This is a genomic window from Nocardiopsis coralliicola (genome assembly GCF_054779695.1).
Genome location: NZ_BAAGXT010000004.1, coordinates 18,271 through 37,033, shown reverse-complemented (window position 1 = coordinate 37,033; position 18,763 = coordinate 18,271). Strand labels below are relative to the sequence as shown.

The window sequence follows — 18,763 nt, the reverse complement described above, 5'->3', positions numbered from 1 at the left end:
GGTTACACCCTCCCGTCGCCGGGAGCCCGGCCCTCGGTGTCGGACAGGGGCGCGACGCCGTATTCTGCCGGCTCGGCGGGCAGCACGCTGGGAAGGACTTCGCCCATTTCGTTGCGCATCGGCTCGGAGACGGCGCCTTCCCAGGCGGGCTCAACCCCGGCGTCCACCGGCTCGGTGAACGGTTCCATGGGGACGGACTCCCGCGGCATCACCGGCTCCATCGGGCGGAGCGGCTCCGAGACCACCCCGTCCCGGCCCGGCTCGACGCCGAAGTCCGCCGGCTCGGCAGGGGTGCGTGCCGCCTGCCACGGCTCCGCGGGCTGCAGCGCGTATCCGGCGTTCTGGGCCGGGACACCCGGGTCGACGGGCTCCAGCGCCGGGGACCAGTGCGTGTGCCCGGCCTCCTCCGCGGGCACCCGCGCCGTGACGTGGGTGGACTCGGCGGCCCGCAGCGGCTCGGACACGACGCCCTCCCGGGCCGGCTCCACCCCGGCGTCCACCGGTTCGGCGGGTACGCGCTGGGCGGTCTCGGCCTGCTCCCCCGGCTCCCGCGGGACAAGCAGGTGCGCGGGCTCCGCCGGGACCGTGCCCTCGAGCGGTGTGAGGTCCCGGGTGGCGTCGCCGGCGTAGCTGATGCGCGCCGCCTGCATCGGCTGGAGCTGCTGCGGCTCACGGCCGCGGTCGGTGACGGGCTCGGCCTCGGTGCGCCGTGCTGCCCATTCTTGGGGAACGTTGTCGGCGGTGGTCTCCTCTTCCTGGCGGTATGGCAGCAGCATCCGCTTGGTCTGCGCCTGCTGCATCGGCTCAAGTCGGTAGGCGGCCGTGGCGGGCTGCTGCGGCGCCAGCGCCGCCTCCATCCGCGCGGTGAGGGCCCGCCCGTCGTCCTGGGCCGCGTCGTCGTCGCGCCGGAAGTTGGCCGACATCTCCCGGGTCTCCCGCGCGACCTTGGTGAACGCCGCCGTCAGCGCGGAGAAGTAGCTGTCGAGCTGCGCTTTCATCGGCAGGTAGTTCTCTTCGAAGGACTTCGCGACCTCGTCGCCCTCGCCCCAGCACTTGCCCAGGGCGTCGCAGCCGTCGTTGTGCCACGTTTCGAGCCGACTCACCTCGTCGGCGAGGTCGTCGATGTGCACGCTGTCGCGGTCGATGGCGTCCGGAGCGACCGAGATCCGGTCGCCGCGGTTGCCGCCCCCTGAGCCCGATCCGCCGCCGGAGATCCGGTCCGTCATGGTGGGTGTCCTCCTGATCTGGGTGCGGTGGTTCGGGTAGAGGCGCTGGGGCCCGGGGCTGCGGCCGGCTTGCTCAGCGGGGCGGGTCGACCTTGCCCAGTCCCAGCTCCTCCAGCAGTGCCGTCGGGTCGCCGGCCGCGGCCTGCTCGCGGGCCGCAGTGTCGCCGGGGACAAGCCCGCTCATGGAGTCGGTGACCTGGCGGGCCACATCGCGGCGGGCGCGCTCGACGACCTCGGTGACGGCCGCGGCGAGTTCGGCCGGCGCCATCGACCGGTACTTGTCGGTGTGGAAGCGCAGCTCAGCGATCTCTCCTCTGGCGTTCACCGTCGCGCTGACCATCCGATCCTTCGACACCGCTTCGGCGGTAACCGACTCCAGGCTTGCGCTTGCCCGTGCCAGGCGCTCCTGTGTCGTGCGCAGCTGTTCGAGGGACCTCTCCATCCGCCCCTGGAAGGACATGTCCACTGCCGACCACTCCCTTGTCGCGTACCGTCCCGGGGCGGCCCAGGGACGCGGGGCCGCCGCGCGCCGAGGTCCCCCAGACCTTCTCGTCCTCAGCCAGCCAGGTGCTGCGGCTGCGCTCCTGGCCGCCGCCGGCTCCTCCGCCGGCGCCGCCGCCCGGCGGCATCATCGGCGCCATCGGCATGCCCGGCGACCCGCCGGCGCCGCCTTGGCCCGCGGAGCCCTGGCCGCCCCCCTGGCCCTGTCCGCCGCCCTGCCCTTCGCCGCCGGCTGCGCCGGGGCCGCCGCCGTAGGCGCCCAGCGCACTGGTTCCCCCGGGGCCGGTGTCCTGGCCGCCGGCTCCGCCGCTGCCTGCGCCGGCGCCGGCGTCGGGACCGACCGCCCCGGAGCCTTCGCTCGCCTTCATTTCGACCCGGTCGGCGCCGGGATCGAAGGAACCGCTCCCGCCGCCGCTCGACGAGAGCGGGGGCGGGGGGACGGAGGGCCGGTCGCTCGACCCACCGCCGGAGCCGGGGAACTCCGATCCGCCCGATTCGGGCGTGGGATAGCCGCCGGAGCCGCCGAAATCGGACGGGTCGAGGCCGCGCGGCAGGTTCAGGTCGCCGGATCCGCCGTCGCGGGACTCGCCGTTCCCCGACCCGCTGGAACCGTCCAGGTCGCCTGAGCCCGACGAGCCTCCGGGCAACGGGATGTCCCGCGCCCCGTTCTCGCCCGGGCCGCCGGAGTCGCCCGAGGAGGACAGGTTGCCGCTGCCCGATCCGCTGTTGCCCAGGCCGTCCAGATCGGACCCGGTCGGGACCTGGCTGGGCGGCGGCGGGATGAGCGCCCTGTTCTGTTCTTCGCCGGTGGAGCCGTCGCCGGAGGAGGACTGGAGGTCACCGCCTCCGTCGGGCATCCGCCCGCTCCCTTCGGGGGCGGAGCCGCTGCCGTCGGGAAGGTTGCCCGCGCCCTCGGGGAGCGGCGAGCCGCCGGGGCCGCCCTCGCGGTCCCGGCCGCGGCCGCCGGTGGCGCCACCGCCCGATCCGCCGCCGGCGCCACCGCCGGCGCCGACCGGGGGCGGCACGAACGCGCCGCCTCCGCCGAGGGATCCCTCTCCGGAGGAAGACGGCGGGCCGTCACCGCCCTGGCCCGGGCCGCCGTTGAGACCGCCGCCACCGCCCGGCCCCTGCCCCGGTGGGCCGTTCGGGCCGTCGCCGCCGCCACCGCCGCCGAGGGACCCTTCCCCTTCGGGGATCTGCGCTCCGGGGCCGCCGGGACCGCCTCCCTCGTCTGCGCTGCTGTCCGGTTCCTGGTTGTTGAGGTAGTCCTCGACGATCTGCTCGGGGGTGCGGTTGTCGCCGTTGGGGCCGTTGCCGCCTCCGCCGCCGTTGTTCTCTCCGCCCCCGCCGCTGTTCTCTCCGGAGCCGCTGTTGTCGCCGCCGCCGAAGAGGTTGTCCAGGTACTTCTCGATGTCGAAGTCGCCGCCGCCGTTGTTACCGCCGCTGCCCCCGTTGTCTCCGTCGCCGCCGCCGAAGAGGTTGTCCAGGTACTTCTCGATGTCGAAGTCGCCGCCGCCGTTGTTACCGCCATCGCCCCCGCTGTCCCCGCCGCTGCCGCTGTCATCGCCGCCGCCCTGGGTGTTGACCGGGATGAACGGGAGGATGTTCTCCGCGCCGGCGGTGTACTTGGACTCGACAGTCGAGCGTCCGCCGGCCGCCGAGCGCAGGTCCTCCATATTGGCCCACCAGCGGTCTTTGACGTCCTTCTCGATCGTCTGCCACGTCGACGCCTGGTCGGTGGGCATGCCGTTGATGTGGATGGTGCCGTTTTCGCGGGTCACCGTGCTGCGGTGCTCTTCCCACCAGTTGCGCAGGGCCATCCGGGGCGACATGTCGGAGCTGGCGATCCAGTTGTTCCACGCGGAGATGACCGCCTGGATGTAGGAGCGCGACGCCTCGGTCGCGTCCTCGACCGAGGTGATGGCGGGGTCGACGTAGGTCGCGAGGTTGGTGAACTCCTTCGAGACGCCCTCGACGATCTCGGCGAGGACCTTCGCGGCCTCACCCTCGAACTTCTCGTTGCCCGGCTTGAAGTTCGCGTTGTCGGAGAACAGCTGCTCGCCGATGGAGTTGGACTCCTTGCGGAAGTGCAGGAGGTCGTCGGCGATGCGGTCGAGCACGGACCGTTTGAAGCTCTCGGTGCCGGACGGCTCCGAGGCGCCGCTCAGGATGGCCAGTCCGTTCTGGTAGAACTTGCCCCACACGGTCTGCGAGCTGTCTTTTCCCTCGCCCTCGGAGACTTCCCGGATCGCATCGTGGATGTAGAGCCCGGAGTAGTTGGCGCCGAACCCCCACTGGTATTCGCCGAGCAGTTCGGCGTCGTCGGTGCTCTCGTCGAACCCGAACCACTCGTCGGCGCTGTGCGGGTTGTTCTTGCCCCAGAAGTACTCGCTGATCCACGTGCTGTCGTAGACCGCCTGGGCGGTGGCCATGGCCGGCGCAGAGCCTCCGCTGGAGTCCTCCCCGTCGGGGTCGGCGAACATGTTGATGCCGTGCGCCATCTCCGTGTCGGACTTGTCGTCCGGGGCCTTCTCCGGCAGGTCCGGATCTGAGCCCGCCTCGAAGTCGATCTTCTCCTCGTCGGACACGGGCACTCCTCACGGCACGGTGGGCGGGGGCGGGGTCGTTCAGCGGTGCGGGGCGGCGCGGGTCAGGTCTGGCCGGAGGAGCTGTCCGGCCCGCCGCCCCCCGACCCGGGGGTGGCGCCGGTGCTCATGATCTTGGCGACCTGCTGGGCGCTGAGTTCGGCGTCCGCCTCCAGGTCGCTGAACTCCGCCTTGCTGTTCCGGATGCCGGTGACGATGCCGGTCAGGCGCTTTTCCAGGTCGGTGATCGAGGTGCTGAACTGGGTCAGCACGCCGGCCACCTCCTTGGAGAGCATGGATGCCTGGGGAAGGAACGCGGCGTTGCCCAGCGGGATGCTGATGTCGTCTCCGCCGTAGTGCTCGTCTGACCGGGTCTTCAGTGCGGAGACGTCCTTGCGGATCGCCTCGATCTGGTTGCCGAACTTCTCCAGCTCTTCCAGCGTGACCTTGGTCTTCTCCCCCACGGCCCGTCCCTTCCGTGATGTGTTCTGGTCCTGTACCGGTGCCGCGCCGGCCCGGTGGTGCGTGGCGCGGCCCAATCGGGGCCGCGCCACGCGTGCAGGCCGCGGCGGACGCGTGTGTGCTGCGCGGAATGGCCCTAGCGGCGGCCCTGCCAGTTCCCGGCTTCCTGGAGATCGCCGCGCCGGTAGCGGTCGGTGATGTCGTCCAGCGAGACCTGTGCGTTGTTCAGCAGGGTGCGCATGTCGTCGACGTTCTTGCGCCAGTCGGTCAGGCGCCGGTCGTACTCCTCGGACGCCTCACCGACCCAGTCGGCTTTCACGGTGCGCACCTTGGCGTCCAGCTCATCGATGGCCTGGGAGACGACTTCGGTCTGGCGGCGCAGGTCGAGCCCGGCGCTGTCGGCGCCGCCGTACTTGATCTCGAATCCGTCGATGCTCATGGCAGCGGTTCCTCTCTCTGTGTGGGTCCGCGTTCCGGGGCGTCGTCAGGCGGGGCTGGACTGGTTCGGGTTCAGGTCCTTGATCCAGTTGGCGCTGACCATGTTCTCGTCTTCCATAGAGTGGAAGTTGCGCTCGGTGCCGCCGAGGATTCCGATCATGTCGTTCATGTCGTTGGTGATCAGGCGCAGCTCTTCGAGCCACTTGACCAGCGCGGTGTCGTACTGGCTCGCGGCGCCGCCCTGCCAGTTGCCGCCGAGTAGATCGCGGACAGAGTCCACGGAGGTGTAGACGCCGTTGCACGTGGTGTGCGCGGTCTCCATGGCGTCGCGGCCCGTCCGCATCGCCTGGTCGGTACTGCGCATCATCGACATGGGGCTTCTCCTTTGGCTCTCGCTTGTCAGGGGCTGGGGCAGGATGGCTCGCCCGGTTCCTCGGGCGTGCCCGCGGGCTCGGACGCGGCCTGGGGGGACAGTTCGGGGCCGGTGGGCAGCAGGTCGAGCAGCGGCGTGGCGGCCTCGGACGCCGCGCCCACCGAGTACCCGAGCGACTCGGCAGCAGCCGAGTCGGGCAGCGGGTACTTGGCTCCGGCGTCGGTCACCAGGAAGTAGGCGGCGCTCAGCGCCGATCCGCCGGCCGGGACGGCGCGCACGATGCCGCCCTCGCCGGCGGGGATGTCGACGAGGTCGGGGGCGCTGCAGGCGGCCGTGGTGCCGGACGGCGGCCGGGCGGCGCGTCCGCCGATCTCGGCCGGGGGCATCAGCGCGAAGACCGGCGCGCCCTGCCCCTGCTCGACGGCGCACACCGCGGCGCCCTGCGGCTCGGCCAGCTGCGGCGGCGCCTGCGGCGTGCCTTCCTCGCCGACCCGGGCGTCGTCCTCGGCCAGGTTGGCGCGCACCTCCGCCACCGAGAGCTCCGCGGGCTCGGGGTCGGCGCCGGCATAGGCGTCGCGGGCGGTGCGCGGGTCACCCAGCAGGAGCCGGGCGACGGTGCTGTCGGTGGGGGCGAGCCCGTCCTCGGTGAGGACGTAGTACTGCGCCGCGCCGCCGTCCTCGCCGGGGACGGAGAAGACCTGTCCGATGCGGGTGGCGCCGTCCGCCAGCGCCGGGCCGCGGTCGCCGCGGCCGGCGATCTCGGGCGGGGTCAGCTCCGGGCCGGGCGGGACCGCCTCCAGCAGGGCCGCCGAGGCGGGGTGGGCCGCGGCAGTGCCGTAGCCCAGCGACTCCAGGGCGCCGGCGTCGGTGTCCAGCCGCATGCGGGTTCCGCCCCACAGCAGGTGGTGGCCGCCGCCGGGGCCTTCGACCAGGACTGCTTCGCCGTCGCCCAGGGGGCTGCCCGCGGCGGAGCGGCCGAGGGTGAGCGAGGTCAGGGGTTCGGGGCCGTTGCCCTGCCCGGTGTCCACCGCGGTCGCGCAGACCTGCCAGGTGAGCGTGCCCTCGGGCTCGGCCGACGGCAGGGAGTCGGGCGCCCCGGCGATGCCCAGCGGGGTGCCCACCGGGGTGCCCTCCAGGGAGTCGGCGGCGACCTGGGTGGGCGGAGTGCCCTCGGAGAGCAGCAGCGCCGACGTCTGGTTGGCCACCGGCCACAGCGCGCCCTCGGAGTACACGAAGCGCCCGGCGCCGCCCTTGACCGCGACGACGGTGCCCTCGGTGCGCCAACTGGTCGCACCCCCGGGGAAGATCAGCCCGAACACGAGGAAGCCGATGCACAGCAGGACGGCGAGGATCAGCCCCACCAGCGTGAAGTTGCGGGTGCGCCGCAGGGGCGCCTCGACGGCGTTGGGGTCGGCGGCGGCCATCGCGGTGGAGAGGCGGCGCACCATGAACGAGTGCGCCTGGACCTGGTCGCGGCGGGTCTGCATCAGTGCACCCCGCCCGTTCGGTGAGCGCTCATCCGCCGATCCCCCGCAGCAGGGCCAGGACGCCCAGGTTGGCGGGCACCAGGCAGACCAGCACCATCGCCGCCAGGCTCTGCAGCAGCTCCCCGGCGCGGCCCCAGTGCGGGATCGGCCGGTTGCCCGGGATGGACCAGGCCGCCATCAGCAGGCCGAGCGCGGCGATGAGGAGCAGGCCGAACAGCACCAGGCGGGCGGTGTCGCCGGAGAGGATCCCGGCGCCCACCGCGAGCGCGGCGGGCCCGTAGACGCCCGGCACGATCAGGCAGACGCGGTGCCAGACTCCGCTGAGCCCGCGCGCCTGGAGCAGCAGGATGACCGCGATGCACACGCCGGCGGAGGAGGAGAGCCAGCCCGGGTGGGCGGCGAGGACGGTCAGGGCCGCCGCGCATACGGCGCCGCCGACCGCCAGCCACGCGCCCTGGTAGTGGTCGGCGCGGCGGCTGCGCTCGGTCACCTCGCGTGCGGGGTGGGGGTCGATGTACTCGCCGAGCTGCTCGGGGCCGTCGGGCAGCGGGGGCAGGCGCATCCCCGCCATCCGGAAGGCGATCGCCGGGGCGAAGGAGCTGAGCAGGAGCGCCAGTGCCGCCGCGGATACGGCGGCACCGGCCGGCGGGGCGGCCTCCCAGAACATCAGCAGCGCTCCGGCGGCGGCCGCGAAGACCAGGGTTCCCGTGATCGCGGTGAAGAAGGGCAGGCAGGCCGCGACGGCGGCGATGGCGAGGATGGCCGCGCCGGTGCCGGCGGAGGCGGCGGAGAGCATCTGCGCGCCGACGAGGGTGCTGCTGCCGGGCTCGCCGCCGGGCAGGGACGCCCCGGCCAGCGCCATGAACAGCACGGCGGCGGCGCCGGTGGTGGCGCCGGCGACCGGTGCGTCGAAGGCGCGGGAGGCGGCCCCGGCGGCCAGGAGCAGCAGCAGCGCCGTCGCGGCGGCGGTGGTCCCCGCGATCCAGTGCGGGCCCATCAGCGCGAGGAGCGCGAGGGCGCCGGCAAAGCCGACCGAGGCGGTCGCGGTCAGCGCCCGGCGGACCGCGATGGCCCCCCACGGGTCGGCGCGGTCGGCCAGCGAGGTCGCGACACCGTCCACCAGGTCGTCGAAGTGGATCGGCGGCATCTGCTCTGAGCGCGCACGCAGGAAGAGCGTCTCCCCGTCGGTGAGGCCGAGCGTCTCCACCGTCTCCGATTCCTCCAAGGGCTCGGAGCCCAGCCGCTGGAGTACCCAGCCGCCGTGGTCGATCCCCTCCTCGTCGAGGTCCTCGTCCTCCCGCTCGGCGTAGAGCAGGAAGGTCGGCAGCACCTCGGCCAGTGGAACGTCGCGGGGGACGGCGATCTCGAAGGTGGTGGTGGGCGCTCGGACGGCCAGGCGGCACAGGTCCGCCGCGACGACGTCCGACATCGGTACTCCTCGTGCGACAAGTGGATGCGGGGCGGTCCGGCCCCGGGAAACGTGCTGGGGCATTGCCGCGGCGCGCCATTCCGTGGCGGTTCACCCCGTCCGGGGCGGCGCATCGGATTGCGAAATGCTGGGTTAGATTAGCACCGCTTCCGAAATAACGGTCATGACGATTTGGAGAACTCTACCCCAGCCTGCCGGTGCTCATTTGAGCACCCGTCGGCGCCGCTCGCGAAACCGAGCGCCGTTCTGCCGCCGCGCTCGTTTGAGCAATTGTCCCGGGGGTGCTCACATGAGCACGGCGCCATTCCGCGCTGCGGTTCCGGGCGGCGTCTGCGGAGGTCCGGGGCAGGGCGCAACAGGAGGAAGAGGCTGATGAGCACCATCCTCGTCCGCAGGCCGGCGCGCCGGTCGGGGCCCGAGCCCCCCGACGGGGAGCTGTCGCTGCAGGAGCCGCCGGTGCTGCCCGAGCAGGAGAGCAGCATCTCGGGCGTGTTCATGTACCTGCCCATGGCGATGAGCTCGCTGGCGATGGTGATGATGTTCATGCGGCCCGGAGCGGGCACGATGGGCACCGCGATGCCCTTCGTCGCGGGCGGCATGATGATGGTCGGCGCCGTGGCGATGGTGGGCGGCCAGATCCTGCGCACCCGCATCGAGCGCGGGCGGCGGCTCTCCGGCGACCGCCGGGACTACCTGCGCTACCTGAGCCAGATGCGCGGCCGCGTGCGGGAGATCGTGGTGGCCCAGCGCGAGGCCCGCTCCTGGAACGGCCCGGCCCCGGAGGCCCTGTGGTCGCTGGTGCGCACCAGCCGGCTGTGGGAGCGCCGCGGCTCCCACGACGACTTCGCCGAGGTCCGGCTGGCGGTGGGCGAGCAGCCGCTGCAGAGCCGCATCGCACCGCTGTCCACCAAGCCGGTGGAGGACCTGGAGCCGCTGAGCGCCCATGCGCTGCGCCGCTTCATCAACGCCTACGCTGCGGTGCCCGACCTGCCGGTCTCGCTGTACCTGCGCGGCTTCGCCCATGTGGGGCTGAGCGGCGACACCGAGGCGGCGCGTTCAATGGTGCGCGCGATCCTCGCTCAAATCACAGTTTTTCACGCGCCGGACGAATTGCGGGTCGCCGCGTGCGTGAACGACGAGCGAATGGCCGACTGGGAATGGATGAAATGGCTCCCGCATTGCCTGCACCCGTCCGACACGGACGGCGCCGGGGCCGTGCGGATGTTCGCCTCCGACGCAATGGAACTGGAACGGCTGATCGGGCCCGAGTTTGCGGACCGCCCCCGATTCGACCCCCAGGCGGTGACCGGTTGTGATGAGCCGTTCACGGTGATCATCGTAGACGGCGGGGCGGTTCCGCAAGGCTCCCGGCTCCTCAGCGGCGGGTTCCGTAACGCGATCGTGATTGAAGTGGGGGTCGAGCGGCCCTGGGACGGCGCCCCCTACACCCTCATGCTGCGGATGTCGGACGAGGCGGTGGAGATGGGCGACCTCGACCGCACCGGCAAGGAGGTCTTCTCCTCCATCGGCCGGCCCGACCGCCTGGACCTGGTGCGGGCCCGCTCGCTGGCGCGCCTGCTCGCCCCCTACCGGGTGAGCGTGGCGGCCGACGTGGTGGAGCCGCTGACCACCGACTTCGACCTCACCACCTTGCTGGACATCCCCAACCTGCACACCTGGGACCCGCTGCGCGAGTGGGAGCGCGAGCGGCCGGAGACGCGGCTGCGGGTGCCCATCGGCATCGCGTCCACCGGGGCGCCGCTGGAACTCGACCTGAAGGAGTCGGCGCTGGGCGGCATGGGGCCGCACGGCATGCTGATCGGCGCCACCGGATCGGGCAAGAGCGAGCTGCTGCGCACCCTTGTGCTGTCGCTGGCGCTCACCCACTCCTCGGAGACGCTCAACTTCGTGCTGGTGGACTTCAAGGGCGGCGCCACCTTCATCGGCCTGGACCAGCTCAACCACACCTCGGCACTGATCACCAACCTCGCCGACGAGACCGCGCTGGTGGAGCGGATGCAGGACGCCGTCCACGGCGAGCTGGTCCGCCGCCAGGAGTTCCTGCGCGCCACGGGCAACTACAGCTCGGTGCACGAGTACGAGAAGGCGCGCCGCGGCGGAGCGCAGCTGGAGCCGATGCCGACCCTGTTCGTCGTCGTCGACGAGTTCAGCGAGCTGCTGGCCGCCCACCGCGACTTCATGGACCTGTTCGTGATGATCGGCCGGCTGGGCCGAAGCCTGGGCGTGCACCTGCTGCTGGCCTCCCAGCGGCTCGATGAAGGGCGCATGCACCAGCTGGAGAGCCACCTCTCCTACCGGATCGCGCTGCGCACCTTCTCGGCGATGGAGAGCCGCGGCGTACTCGGCGTCCCCGACGCCCACCAGCTGCCCTCGTCACCCGGGTCGGGCTACCTCAAGCCCGATACCGACGAGCTGGTCCGCTTCAAGGCCGCCTACGTCTCCGGCCCCTACCGGGCCAAGCGGCGCCCGGTGCGCACCACGGTGGCCGCCGGTGAGATCGCGCCGTTCCTGCCCGGCTACGTGGCGGGCCCGCCGGCTCCGGCAGAGCCGGTGGAGCCCGAACCCGCCGAAGAGGAGGAGACCACCACGCTGCTGGCGGCGGCGCTGGAGACGGTCGGCACGGCCGGCCCGCCCGCGCGGCGGGTGTGGCTGCCGCCGCTGGACGAGGCCCCCACCGTGGCGGCGATGCTGCAGGGCCAGGGGGCGGGGCCGCTGCCGGCCTGGGGTGCCGAGGAGACCCTGTCGGTGCCGCTGGGCCTGGTGGACCGGCCGTTCGAGCAGCTGCGCACGCCGCTCACCGCCGACCTGCGCGGCGCCGGCGGGCACACCGCGGTCATCGGCGGGCCGCAGAGCGGCAAGAGCACCCTGCTGGTGTCGATGATCACCGCGCTGGCGCTCACCAACACGCCGGCGCAGGTGCAGTTCTACCTGCTCGACTTCGGCGGCGGAACGCTGCGCGGCGTCGCCGACCTGCCGCACGTGGGCGGCATCTGCGGGCGTATCGACACCGAGCGGATCACCCGCACGGTCGCCGAGGTCACCGGGCTGCTGGCCCGCCGGGAGCGGTTCTTCGCCGACCACGGACTCGACTCGATGGCGGCCTACCGCCGCCGCCGGGCGGCCGGCGAGTTCGGCGACGAGCCCTACGGCGACGTGTTCCTGGTGATCGACGGCTGGGCGACGGTGCGCTCGGACATGCTCGACATGATCCCCGAGATCGTGCAGCTCGCCCAGCGCGGACTCAACTACGGCATCCACCTGATCGTCGCCTCGCCGCGCTGGGCCGACGTGCAGTCCAGCCTGCGCGACCTGCTGATCACCCGGTTCGAGCTGCGGCTCGGCGACGCCGTGGACTCCGCGATCAACATGCGCCAGGCCGAGAAGGTGCCGCGGGTGCCGGGCCGCGGCATGACCGCGGAGTACAAGCACTTCCTGACCGCGCTGCCGCACCTGGAGGAGTCGCCCGAGGCGTCGGTGGCCGGGGTGGTGGAGGCGGTGAAGGCCGCCTGGGACGGCCCGCCCGCTCCCCCGGTGCGGCTGCTGCCGCTGTCGCTGCCGGCCGCCGACCTGCCGCCCGCCCAGGACGGCCCCAAGATCGCGCTCGGCCTGGAGGAGCGGCGGCTGGAGCCGCTGTGGCACGACTTCTCGGCGCTGCCGCACCTGCTGGTCGTCGGCGACACCGAGTCCGGCAAGACCAACCTGCTGCGCCTGGTCACGCGGACCATCCGGGAGCGCTACGACGCCTCCCAGGCCCGCGTGGTCGTGGTGGACCCGCGGCGCAGCCTGTTCGACGCCATCCCCGAGGAGATGCGCCTGGGCTATGCGGTGACCGGTGAGAGCGCGCGGGAGATGATGGGGGCCGCCGCCCAGGCACTCAAGCCGCGCCTGCCCGGCCCCGAGGTCACGCCCGAGGAGCTGCGCAACCGGTCCTGGTGGACCGGGCCGGAGCTGTTCGTGGTCATCGACGACTACGACCTGCTGGGCGCGGGTGGCGGCGGCCCGCTGGCCCCGGTGATGGACATGCTGCCCCAGGGCGCCGACATCGGCTTCCACCTGATCCTGGCGCGCGGCGCCGGCGGGATCAGCCGCGCCATGGGCGACCCGGCGCTGCGGATGCTGATCGACTCCAACACGCCCAGCATGGTGCTGTCCGTCCCGCCTTCAGAGGGCGTGCTGTTCGGGTCGCTGCGGCCCGAGCGGCTGCCTCCGGGGCGGGCGCTGCGCTTCGACCGCCGCGACCCGGTCAAGGTCCAGCTGGCGCTGGACCCCGGCACCGAGGAGGAGGCCGACCGCAGCTGAGCGGCTCCCGTGCACCCGCAGGCCCCGCTCCGGCAAGGAGCGGGGCCTGCGCGCGTTCGAGCGAGTGCCGTGTGCTCAGCCGGCGCCGGGCGCCCGCCGGCGGCGCACCGCTGCGGCGCCGACCGCGGCGATGACGCCGAGCAGCGCGGTGGCCCCGACGAGTGCCATGACCCGCCCCACCGTCGGCTCCAGCGGTGGGGACAGCGCCGGGGCCTGCGGCGCGACGGCCGACTCCGCGGCGACGGCCGACCGTCCCACCGCGCCCACCGGGTCGACGGTTCCGGCTCCCAGGCGGGCGCTCTCGGCGGCCGGGTAGGCGGTGGCGGCCAGCCGCTCGGCGGTCTCTTCCGCGCTCAGGTCGGGGAACTGGGCGCGCACCAGGGCCGCGGTGCCGGCCACGAAGGCTCCGGCCACGGGGTCGCCGGAGGAGACCGCGTGGCCGTCGCCGCCGGGGGCCAGGCTCATCACGGCCGCGCCGGGGGCGGCGATGTCGGGCTGGCCCTCCGCGGCGCCCAGGTCCTTGGGGGACGGGCCGTCGGTGTTCTGCCCATCGGGGCCGGTCCCGGTGGCCGCCAGCACGTCGTCGCGGTCGCCGGGCACCGAGTAGTGGCCCGCGCCCCGCTCCGGGTAGGAGGCGGGGGCGATCACCACGGCGTCGGCGGCGACGGCCTTGTCCACCGCCGCGTCCAGTGCGGCGCTCTCCTCGATCATGGCGACCGCGATCAGGATGACGTCGGCGTCCTGCCCCGCCGCGGTGGTCAGGCCCTCGGCAAGATCGGCGGCGTCGGCCCAGCCCGCGTCGTCGGTGACCGGCACCGAGAGGATGTCGGCGGCGGGCGCCACCCCGACCAGGCCGCTGCCGGGCTGCGGGCGCGCGGCTACGACGCCGGCCAGGAAGGTGCCGAGCCCGTGGCAGTCCTCCCCCGCGCCGCGTACCGCACCGGAGAGGGCTTTGGCGGTGTCGTCGACGCCGCTGCCAAGGATGGCCACGGTGGTTCCGGCGCCTTCGGTGACCGTGCGGGCGCGGGGCAGGCCCAGCGCGTTCTCGGTCCAGACCTGCTGGTCGACGATGTCGTCGGAGGCCGGTGCGCAGGTGCCGCCGACCGGTTGGGAGGGGATGCTGGCGAGCGGCGGGGGCGTTTCGTCCTGGGCCGCGTCGGCCGCGGCGGGGGCCGCCGCCGGCGCGAGGAGCGCGACCGCGCAGGCGCCCGCTCCGATCCGCCCCCGGTTCCGCTTGGACAGCTGGGCCACGGTGCCTCCCGATCGCGTTCCGCCGGGCGCCGCGCAGGCCGCCCGAAAACGGTGCAACCCTAGCGGTCTTCGCGGCGCGGGATCATCCGGCGGGCGCGGGAGCGGGGCGCGCCCGCCGCCCCAAATGGAAAAGAAACCTTCCTAAGGGCGTTGACGGTGGGGCTTCAGCGGCTTAGGTTGCCGGGAACGGTTGCGCATCCCGTCCATGCCCTGACAATCCGTGACACCGCGGCGCGGTCCGCCCGGTGCGCGGAGGAGGAGTGCCCCCATGCGTGTCCCCCGCTCACCACGCTTCCTGATCGCGCCCGCGCTGCTGGCGGCCGCCGCGCTCGCCGCGGTCCCGCTGGCGTCGGCCACCCCCGCCACGGCCCAGCCCGCGGCTTCCGGCGAGCCCAGTGCGGCGGCCGAGGCCCCCTGGCTCACCGGCTACTGGCACAACTTCGACAACGGCTCTGCGGTCCTTCCGCTGTCCGAGGTGCCGTCGCAGTACAACATGGTCGCCGTCGCCTTCGCCGACAACCAGGAGGGCGTCCCCGGCGGTATCGACTTCACGGTGGCCACCGACGAGCTCGGCGGCTACACCGAGCAGGAGTTCAAGGACGACGTCGCCGCCCTGCAGGCCGAAGGCCGCTCGGTGGTCCTCTCCATCGGCGGCGAGCTCGGCCACGTCGACGTCACCAACCCCGAGGAGGCCGCCAACTTCGCCTCCAGCGCCCAGGACGTCATCGAGGAGTTCGGTTTCGACGGCATCGACGTCGACCTGGAGCACGGCATCAACGCCCAGTACATGGAGCAGGCCCTGAGCGACCTGGACGCCGCCGTCGGCGGCGGACTGGTCGTGACGATGGCGCCGCAGACGATCGACATGCAGTCGGCCGACACCGAGTACGCCAAGCTCGCCACCGGCTTGGGCGACCTGCTCGCCGTGGTCAACATGCAGTACTACAACTCGGGCTCGATGCAGGGCTGCGACGGCCAGGTCTACGAGCAGGGCACCGTCGACTTCCTCACGGCTCTGGCCTGCATCCAGGTCGAGGACCTGGGGCTGGACCCGGGCCAGGTCGGCCTGGGCCTGCCGGCGACCAGCCAGGCGGCCGGCGGCGGCTACCAGGACCCGGCGAACGTGGTGGCGGCGCTGGACTGCCTGGAGACCGGGGAGAACTGCGGGAGCTTCCAGCCGTCCGAGCCCTACGGGGCGATGGCCGGGGCGATGACCTGGTCGGTGAACTGGGACTCCACCAGCAGCTACGCCTTCGCCGAGACCGTGGGCGCGCGGCTGGGCACCGGCGGCTGAGCCCGGCGGCCGGCGGGAGCGCCCGAAAGCCCCCGCCGGCCGCGCCGAACCGCCCCTGCCGCGCCGCACGACCCGGTGCGCCAGGGGCGCACCTGCGCGGCGGCACCGGTCCGTGCAGGGTTCAGCCTCCGGGCAGGAAGAGCCAGCCGGTACGCACCTGCCAGTGGCCCCCCGCGGCGAGGTGGCCGGCGGCGGCCCGCTCCACCCGGGTGCGGCGCGGAAGCCGGGCGGGGGCGACCGGTTCCGCGCGGTCGAAGACGAACCGGTGCACGTCGGAGTCGCCCGGCGCCGCCTGCTCGACCAGGTGGAACAGGTCCTGGAAGGCGAGGATGTTGGACCCGGCGGGCAGGTAGCCGCGCAGTTGGGGGTCGAGGAGCCAGGAGGAGCAGGTCGCCACCGTGAAGCCGGCCGGATGCCAGCCGTCGAAGAAGGGGCGGGCGCGGCGCAGCGAGGCGGCGGTGCGCTCCGGGTCGAGCGGCTCGCCGCCCGGGATGTGCAGCCGCAGGGCGGGGGCGCCGGGCGCCAGGCGGGGGTCGCCGCCGGCCGCGGCATGCTCGGCCGGGGCGAGCCAGCGGACGGCGCCCTGCTCGCCCAGTGTGTTGGGCTCGTACTGGAGGCGGCCGAGCTCATAGAAGCCGGAGCGGAAGAGGTGGGCGACCCAGGCGGTGGTGTCGAGCCCGGCGGTGCCGAACATGCGTCGGTGCGCGGCGGTCTGGCGGCCGACGTCGCGCAGGGTGGCGCGGGTGGTGGCCGGATCGGTGCCGTCGGCGGCCTGGGCGCGCAGGTGGGCGGGGACGGCCAGCGCGAAGGCGATGAGCGGCGCGGTGCGGGCGTGCGGGTCGGCCAGGCCGCTCACCCGGGGCCAGTCGACCCAGGCGGGCGCGGTTCCGGCATCGCGGGCCACCGCCGCGGCCATGCGGCCGGCCATCCAGACCGCTTCCCCGGGGACCGGTCCCGACCACAGGGCGGTGATGTCGTGCAGGTCCTCGGCCGCCAGCGCGAAGGGCTCCAGCAGCGCATGCAGCCGGTCCGGGGTGAGCCGGTGCAGGTCGGCCGCTACGGCGTCGGGGTGGTCGGGCAGGCTGGCGGCCGCGGAGAACCAGGCGCGGGCCGGCCCGGGCAGGGCGAAGCGGTCGGCGGCCTTGCGGGCGCTGTCGGTGCTGTTCACGGGGTGCGGTTCCTCCGGTCGGTGCGGTGGGGACGGGGTGAGGGCGCCGTCACATTCAACGGCATATTCTGGGTGGGACCCCCGAAGGCGCACGGATCGCCCCGCGCCGCCGCACGGAGCGGCGGCCGATCCGCCGGCCGTACCCTGATCCGCGTCGGGTGTGCCGCCGCGCCTGAAGCCGACTGATGTGGAGGAAGCCGTCTCATGCCCGAACCGGCCGAGCAAGTGTCCGAGTGGCTGGCCGACTACGGGGATCCGTCGAGCTGCGTGGCGCACCTGCTGTGCGACCGCCATCCCGCCGGCCGGACTGCGCTGCTGGAGGTCGGTGAAGACCTGGAGGCGGCCGCCTTCACCTTCGGCGATCTCGCGGAGCGGTCGCGGCGCCGCGCAGCGGGGCTGGCGGCCGCCGGCGTCCGGCGCGGCGACCGGGTGGCGACGCTGCTGGGGCGCGGCGCTGAGCTCGCGGTGACGGCGCTTGCGGTGTGGCGGCTGGGCGCGGTCCACGTGCCGCTGCTGACGGCGCTGGCCCCGCAGGCGGTGCGCCAGCGGCTGGAGGCCGCCGGGGTGGGCGTCGCGGTGTGCGAGCCGGGAGAGGAGCAGCGGGTGGCCCCGGGCGCCGGCCCGGGGGTGCGCGTGGTGGCGGCCGGGCCCGGCGCCGACGGCAGCGCCGCGGAGGCGGCAGCCCTGGGCGCCCCGGTCGCGGTGGGCGGCGACGCGGCGTTCCTGCACCTGTTCGCGCCGGGGACGACGGGCGGCCCGCAGGGCTTCGACGTGCCGGTGCGGGCGCTGGCGGCGCTGCATTCGCACCACGCCTTCGGGCTGGACGTGCGCGAGGACGACGTCTTCTGGAACGCCCACGACCCCTCCTGGACCTACGGGCTCTACTACGGGCTGGTGACACCGCTGCTGGCCGGGCAGTGCAGCGTGCAGCTGCGGGCGGCGCCGGACCCGGAGCTGACCCTGGAGGTTCTGGTGGTGTGCGGGGTGACCAATCTGGTTGCGCCGCCCACCCTGTACCGGACACTGCAGGCCACGATGAAGGCGCCGCCGGCCGAGCTGGGCGTGCGGCGGCTGTCGTCGGCGGGCCAGCCGCTGCCGGCCGAGGTGTCGGACTGGGCGCGGGACATGTTCGGGGTGGCGGTGCACGACCACTACGGGCAGGCAGAGCTCGGGATCTGCGTGGGCCAGCACCAGCACGCCGACGCAGCGGGCGAGCTGCGGGCGGCGTCGCTGGGGCGCGCGCTGCCGGGGTATGCGGTGGCGGTGCTGGACCCGCTGGACGACGTGGCGGCGCCAGCCGGGCGGCGGGGCCGGGTGGCGGTGGATGCCGCGGCCAGCCCGGTCTTCTGGTTCGGCGGCTACGTGAGCGGCGCCGGCGCCGGCGGGGGCCGCTCGCGGTTCTCCCCCGACGGGCGCTGGTTCCTGACCGGCGACACCGGAGCGGTGGACCGGGAGGGCTACTTCTACTTCGCCACCCGCGACGACGAGGCGATCCTGTCCGGCGGCTACCGGATCGTCCCGGTCGACGTCGAGCAGGCCCTGCAGGAGCATGCGGGGGTTCAGGAGGCGGCGGTCTACGGCGCCCCGGACGAGGTGGAGGGCCAGGTGGTGGCGGCGACCGTGGTGCTGGCGCCGGGCTGGTCGGGCAGTACGGAGATGGCGGAGGAGCTGCGCGACCTGGTGCGCACGCGCTTCGCCGAGCACGCCTACCCGCGGATGGTGGAGTTCGTCGCGGAGCTGCCGAAGTCGCCGTCGGGCAAGATCCGGCGGTCCCGGCTGGGGGCGCGCCGGACGCGCTGACCGCGCCCCGGCACCGCTGCGGAGCGGCTGCGGCGGCGCCGGGTGTCAGTCGCGGCCGGCGGCGGCCGCCGCGGCGATCGTGTCGATCGCTGCGGCCATTTCGAGGTCGGCCGCAGTCAACCCGCCCTCGGAGTGGGTGGTCAGGCGCAGTGTGACCGCGGAGTAGCGGATGTCGATGTCGGGGTGGTGGCCGGCCGCTTCGGCGGCGTCGGCGACCCGGCCGACCAGGGCGACCGCCCCCGGAAAGGACTCGGCCTGGACGGTGCGCTCGATCGCCGGCACTCCCCCGGCGCGGTCGTCGGCGCGCTGCCAGCCGGCCAGCTGGGCCAGGCCGTCGCGGATCTCGGCGTCGGTGAGCAGGGCTGCCATGGGTACTCCTCGGATCATCGGCTGCTGGTGGTGGGTCTACCGCGCACCGGAGCTCCCCAA

General features: G+C 73.9%; 14 protein-coding genes. 3 read left to right on the top strand and 11 right to left on the bottom strand.

The features are described from left to right. Positions 1 to 2: 2 nt before the first annotated feature. From ACYVGT_RS04715 to eccD, 8 genes are all read right to left on the bottom strand, one after another. Entirely contained in the window at positions 3 to 1,226 is a 1,224-nt protein-coding gene (locus ACYVGT_RS04715) for a hypothetical protein (protein WP_460855163.1), read from the bottom strand. Between the two features lie 73 nt (positions 1,227 to 1,299). Further along, positions 1,300 to 1,605: a YbaB/EbfC family nucleoid-associated protein gene (locus tag ACYVGT_RS04710; protein ID WP_460855325.1), complete on the bottom strand. Its 306-nt coding sequence runs from the start codon at positions 1,603 to 1,605 to the stop codon at positions 1,300 to 1,302. Beyond that, on the bottom strand, positions 1,526 to 4,315 hold the full coding sequence (locus ACYVGT_RS04705) for a hypothetical protein (protein ID WP_460855162.1): 2,790 nt from the start codon (positions 4,313 to 4,315) through the stop codon (positions 1,526 to 1,528). The genes ACYVGT_RS04710 and ACYVGT_RS04705 overlap by 80 nt, the downstream gene beginning before the upstream one ends. Before the next feature lie 62 nt (positions 4,316 to 4,377). Beyond that, positions 4,378 to 4,776 (bottom strand): hypothetical protein, encoded by a 399-nt coding sequence (locus ACYVGT_RS04700; protein ID WP_460855161.1) that lies wholly within the window; start codon positions 4,774 to 4,776, stop codon positions 4,378 to 4,380. Between the two features lie 134 nt (positions 4,777 to 4,910). Beyond that, positions 4,911 to 5,213 (bottom strand): WXG100 family type VII secretion target, encoded by a 303-nt coding sequence (locus tag ACYVGT_RS04695; RefSeq protein ID WP_460855160.1) that lies wholly within the window; start codon positions 5,211 to 5,213, stop codon positions 4,911 to 4,913. Positions 5,214 to 5,258: 45 nt separating this feature from the next. Beyond that, entirely contained in the window at positions 5,259 to 5,585 is a 327-nt protein-coding gene (locus ACYVGT_RS04690) for a WXG100 family type VII secretion target (RefSeq protein ID WP_460855159.1), read from the bottom strand. 26 nt (positions 5,586 to 5,611) lie between these two features. Continuing rightward, entirely contained in the window at positions 5,612 to 7,072 is a 1,461-nt protein-coding gene (eccB, locus tag ACYVGT_RS04685; protein ID WP_460855158.1) for a type VII secretion protein EccB, read from the bottom strand. Positions 7,073 to 7,100: 28 nt separating this feature from the next. Beyond that, complete coding sequence (gene eccD / locus ACYVGT_RS04680; RefSeq protein ID WP_460855157.1) at positions 7,101 to 8,501, bottom strand: type VII secretion integral membrane protein EccD; 1,401 nt, start codon at positions 8,499 to 8,501, stop codon at positions 7,101 to 7,103. A 372-nt stretch (positions 8,502 to 8,873) separates the two neighbouring features. On the opposite strand from eccD, the gene eccCa reads away from it, so the two are divergent. Further along, positions 8,874 to 12,821, top strand: coding sequence for a type VII secretion protein EccCa (gene eccCa / locus ACYVGT_RS04675; protein ID WP_460855156.1), 3,948 nt, complete (start codon positions 8,874 to 8,876; stop codon positions 12,819 to 12,821). A 75-nt stretch (positions 12,822 to 12,896) separates the two neighbouring features. On the opposite strand, the gene ACYVGT_RS04670 is transcribed toward eccCa, so the two are convergent. Beyond that, positions 12,897 to 14,072, bottom strand: a complete 1,176-nt coding sequence (locus ACYVGT_RS04670; protein ID WP_460855155.1) for a S8 family serine peptidase — start codon at positions 14,070 to 14,072, stop codon at positions 12,897 to 12,899. A gap of 268 nt (positions 14,073 to 14,340) precedes the next feature. On the opposite strand from ACYVGT_RS04670, the gene ACYVGT_RS04665 reads away from it, so the two are divergent. Next, positions 14,341 to 15,366 (top strand): chitinase, encoded by a 1,026-nt coding sequence (locus ACYVGT_RS04665; protein WP_460855154.1) that lies wholly within the window; start codon positions 14,341 to 14,343, stop codon positions 15,364 to 15,366. A gap of 121 nt (positions 15,367 to 15,487) precedes the next feature. Here ACYVGT_RS04665 and ACYVGT_RS04660 read toward each other — a convergent pair whose 3' ends face one another. After that, on the bottom strand, positions 15,488 to 16,534 hold the full coding sequence (locus tag ACYVGT_RS04660; protein ID WP_460855153.1) for an acyltransferase domain-containing protein: 1,047 nt from the start codon (positions 16,532 to 16,534) through the stop codon (positions 15,488 to 15,490). 204 nt (positions 16,535 to 16,738) lie between these two features. On the opposite strand from ACYVGT_RS04660, the gene ACYVGT_RS04655 reads away from it, so the two are divergent. Continuing rightward, complete coding sequence (locus ACYVGT_RS04655) at positions 16,739 to 18,334, top strand: AMP-binding protein (RefSeq protein WP_460855152.1); 1,596 nt, start codon at positions 16,739 to 16,741, stop codon at positions 18,332 to 18,334. 45 nt (positions 18,335 to 18,379) lie between these two features. Here ACYVGT_RS04655 and ACYVGT_RS04650 read toward each other — a convergent pair whose 3' ends face one another. Beyond that, a complete protein-coding gene (locus tag ACYVGT_RS04650; RefSeq protein WP_460855151.1) occupies positions 18,380 to 18,703 on the bottom strand; it encodes a 4a-hydroxytetrahydrobiopterin dehydratase in 324 nt (107 codons plus the stop codon). Positions 18,704 to 18,763: the final 60 nt, after the last annotated feature.

Coding starts and splice junctions, on each gene's coding strand:
- ACYVGT_RS04715 (WP_460855163.1), bottom strand. CDS start 1,226: ATGACGGACCGGATCTCCGGCGGCGGATCGGGCTCAGGGGGCGGCAAC.
- ACYVGT_RS04695 (WP_460855160.1), bottom strand. CDS start 5,213: ATGAGCATCGACGGATTCGAGATCAAGTACGGCGGCGCCGACAGCGCC.
- ACYVGT_RS04690 (WP_460855159.1), bottom strand. CDS start 5,585: ATGTCGATGATGCGCAGTACCGACCAGGCGATGCGGACGGGCCGCGAC.
- eccB (WP_460855158.1), bottom strand. CDS start 7,072: ATGCAGACCCGCCGCGACCAGGTCCAGGCGCACTCGTTCATGGTGCGC.
- eccD (WP_460855157.1), bottom strand. CDS start 8,501: ATGTCGGACGTCGTCGCGGCGGACCTGTGCCGCCTGGCCGTCCGAGCG.
- eccCa (WP_460855156.1), top strand. CDS start 8,874: ATGAGCACCATCCTCGTCCGCAGGCCGGCGCGCCGGTCGGGGCCCGAG.
- ACYVGT_RS04665 (WP_460855154.1), top strand. CDS start 14,341: ATGCGTGTCCCCCGCTCACCACGCTTCCTGATCGCGCCCGCGCTGCTG.
- ACYVGT_RS04655 (WP_460855152.1), top strand. CDS start 16,739: ATGCCCGAACCGGCCGAGCAAGTGTCCGAGTGGCTGGCCGACTACGGG.
- ACYVGT_RS04650 (WP_460855151.1), bottom strand. CDS start 18,703: ATGGCAGCCCTGCTCACCGACGCCGAGATCCGCGACGGCCTGGCCCAG.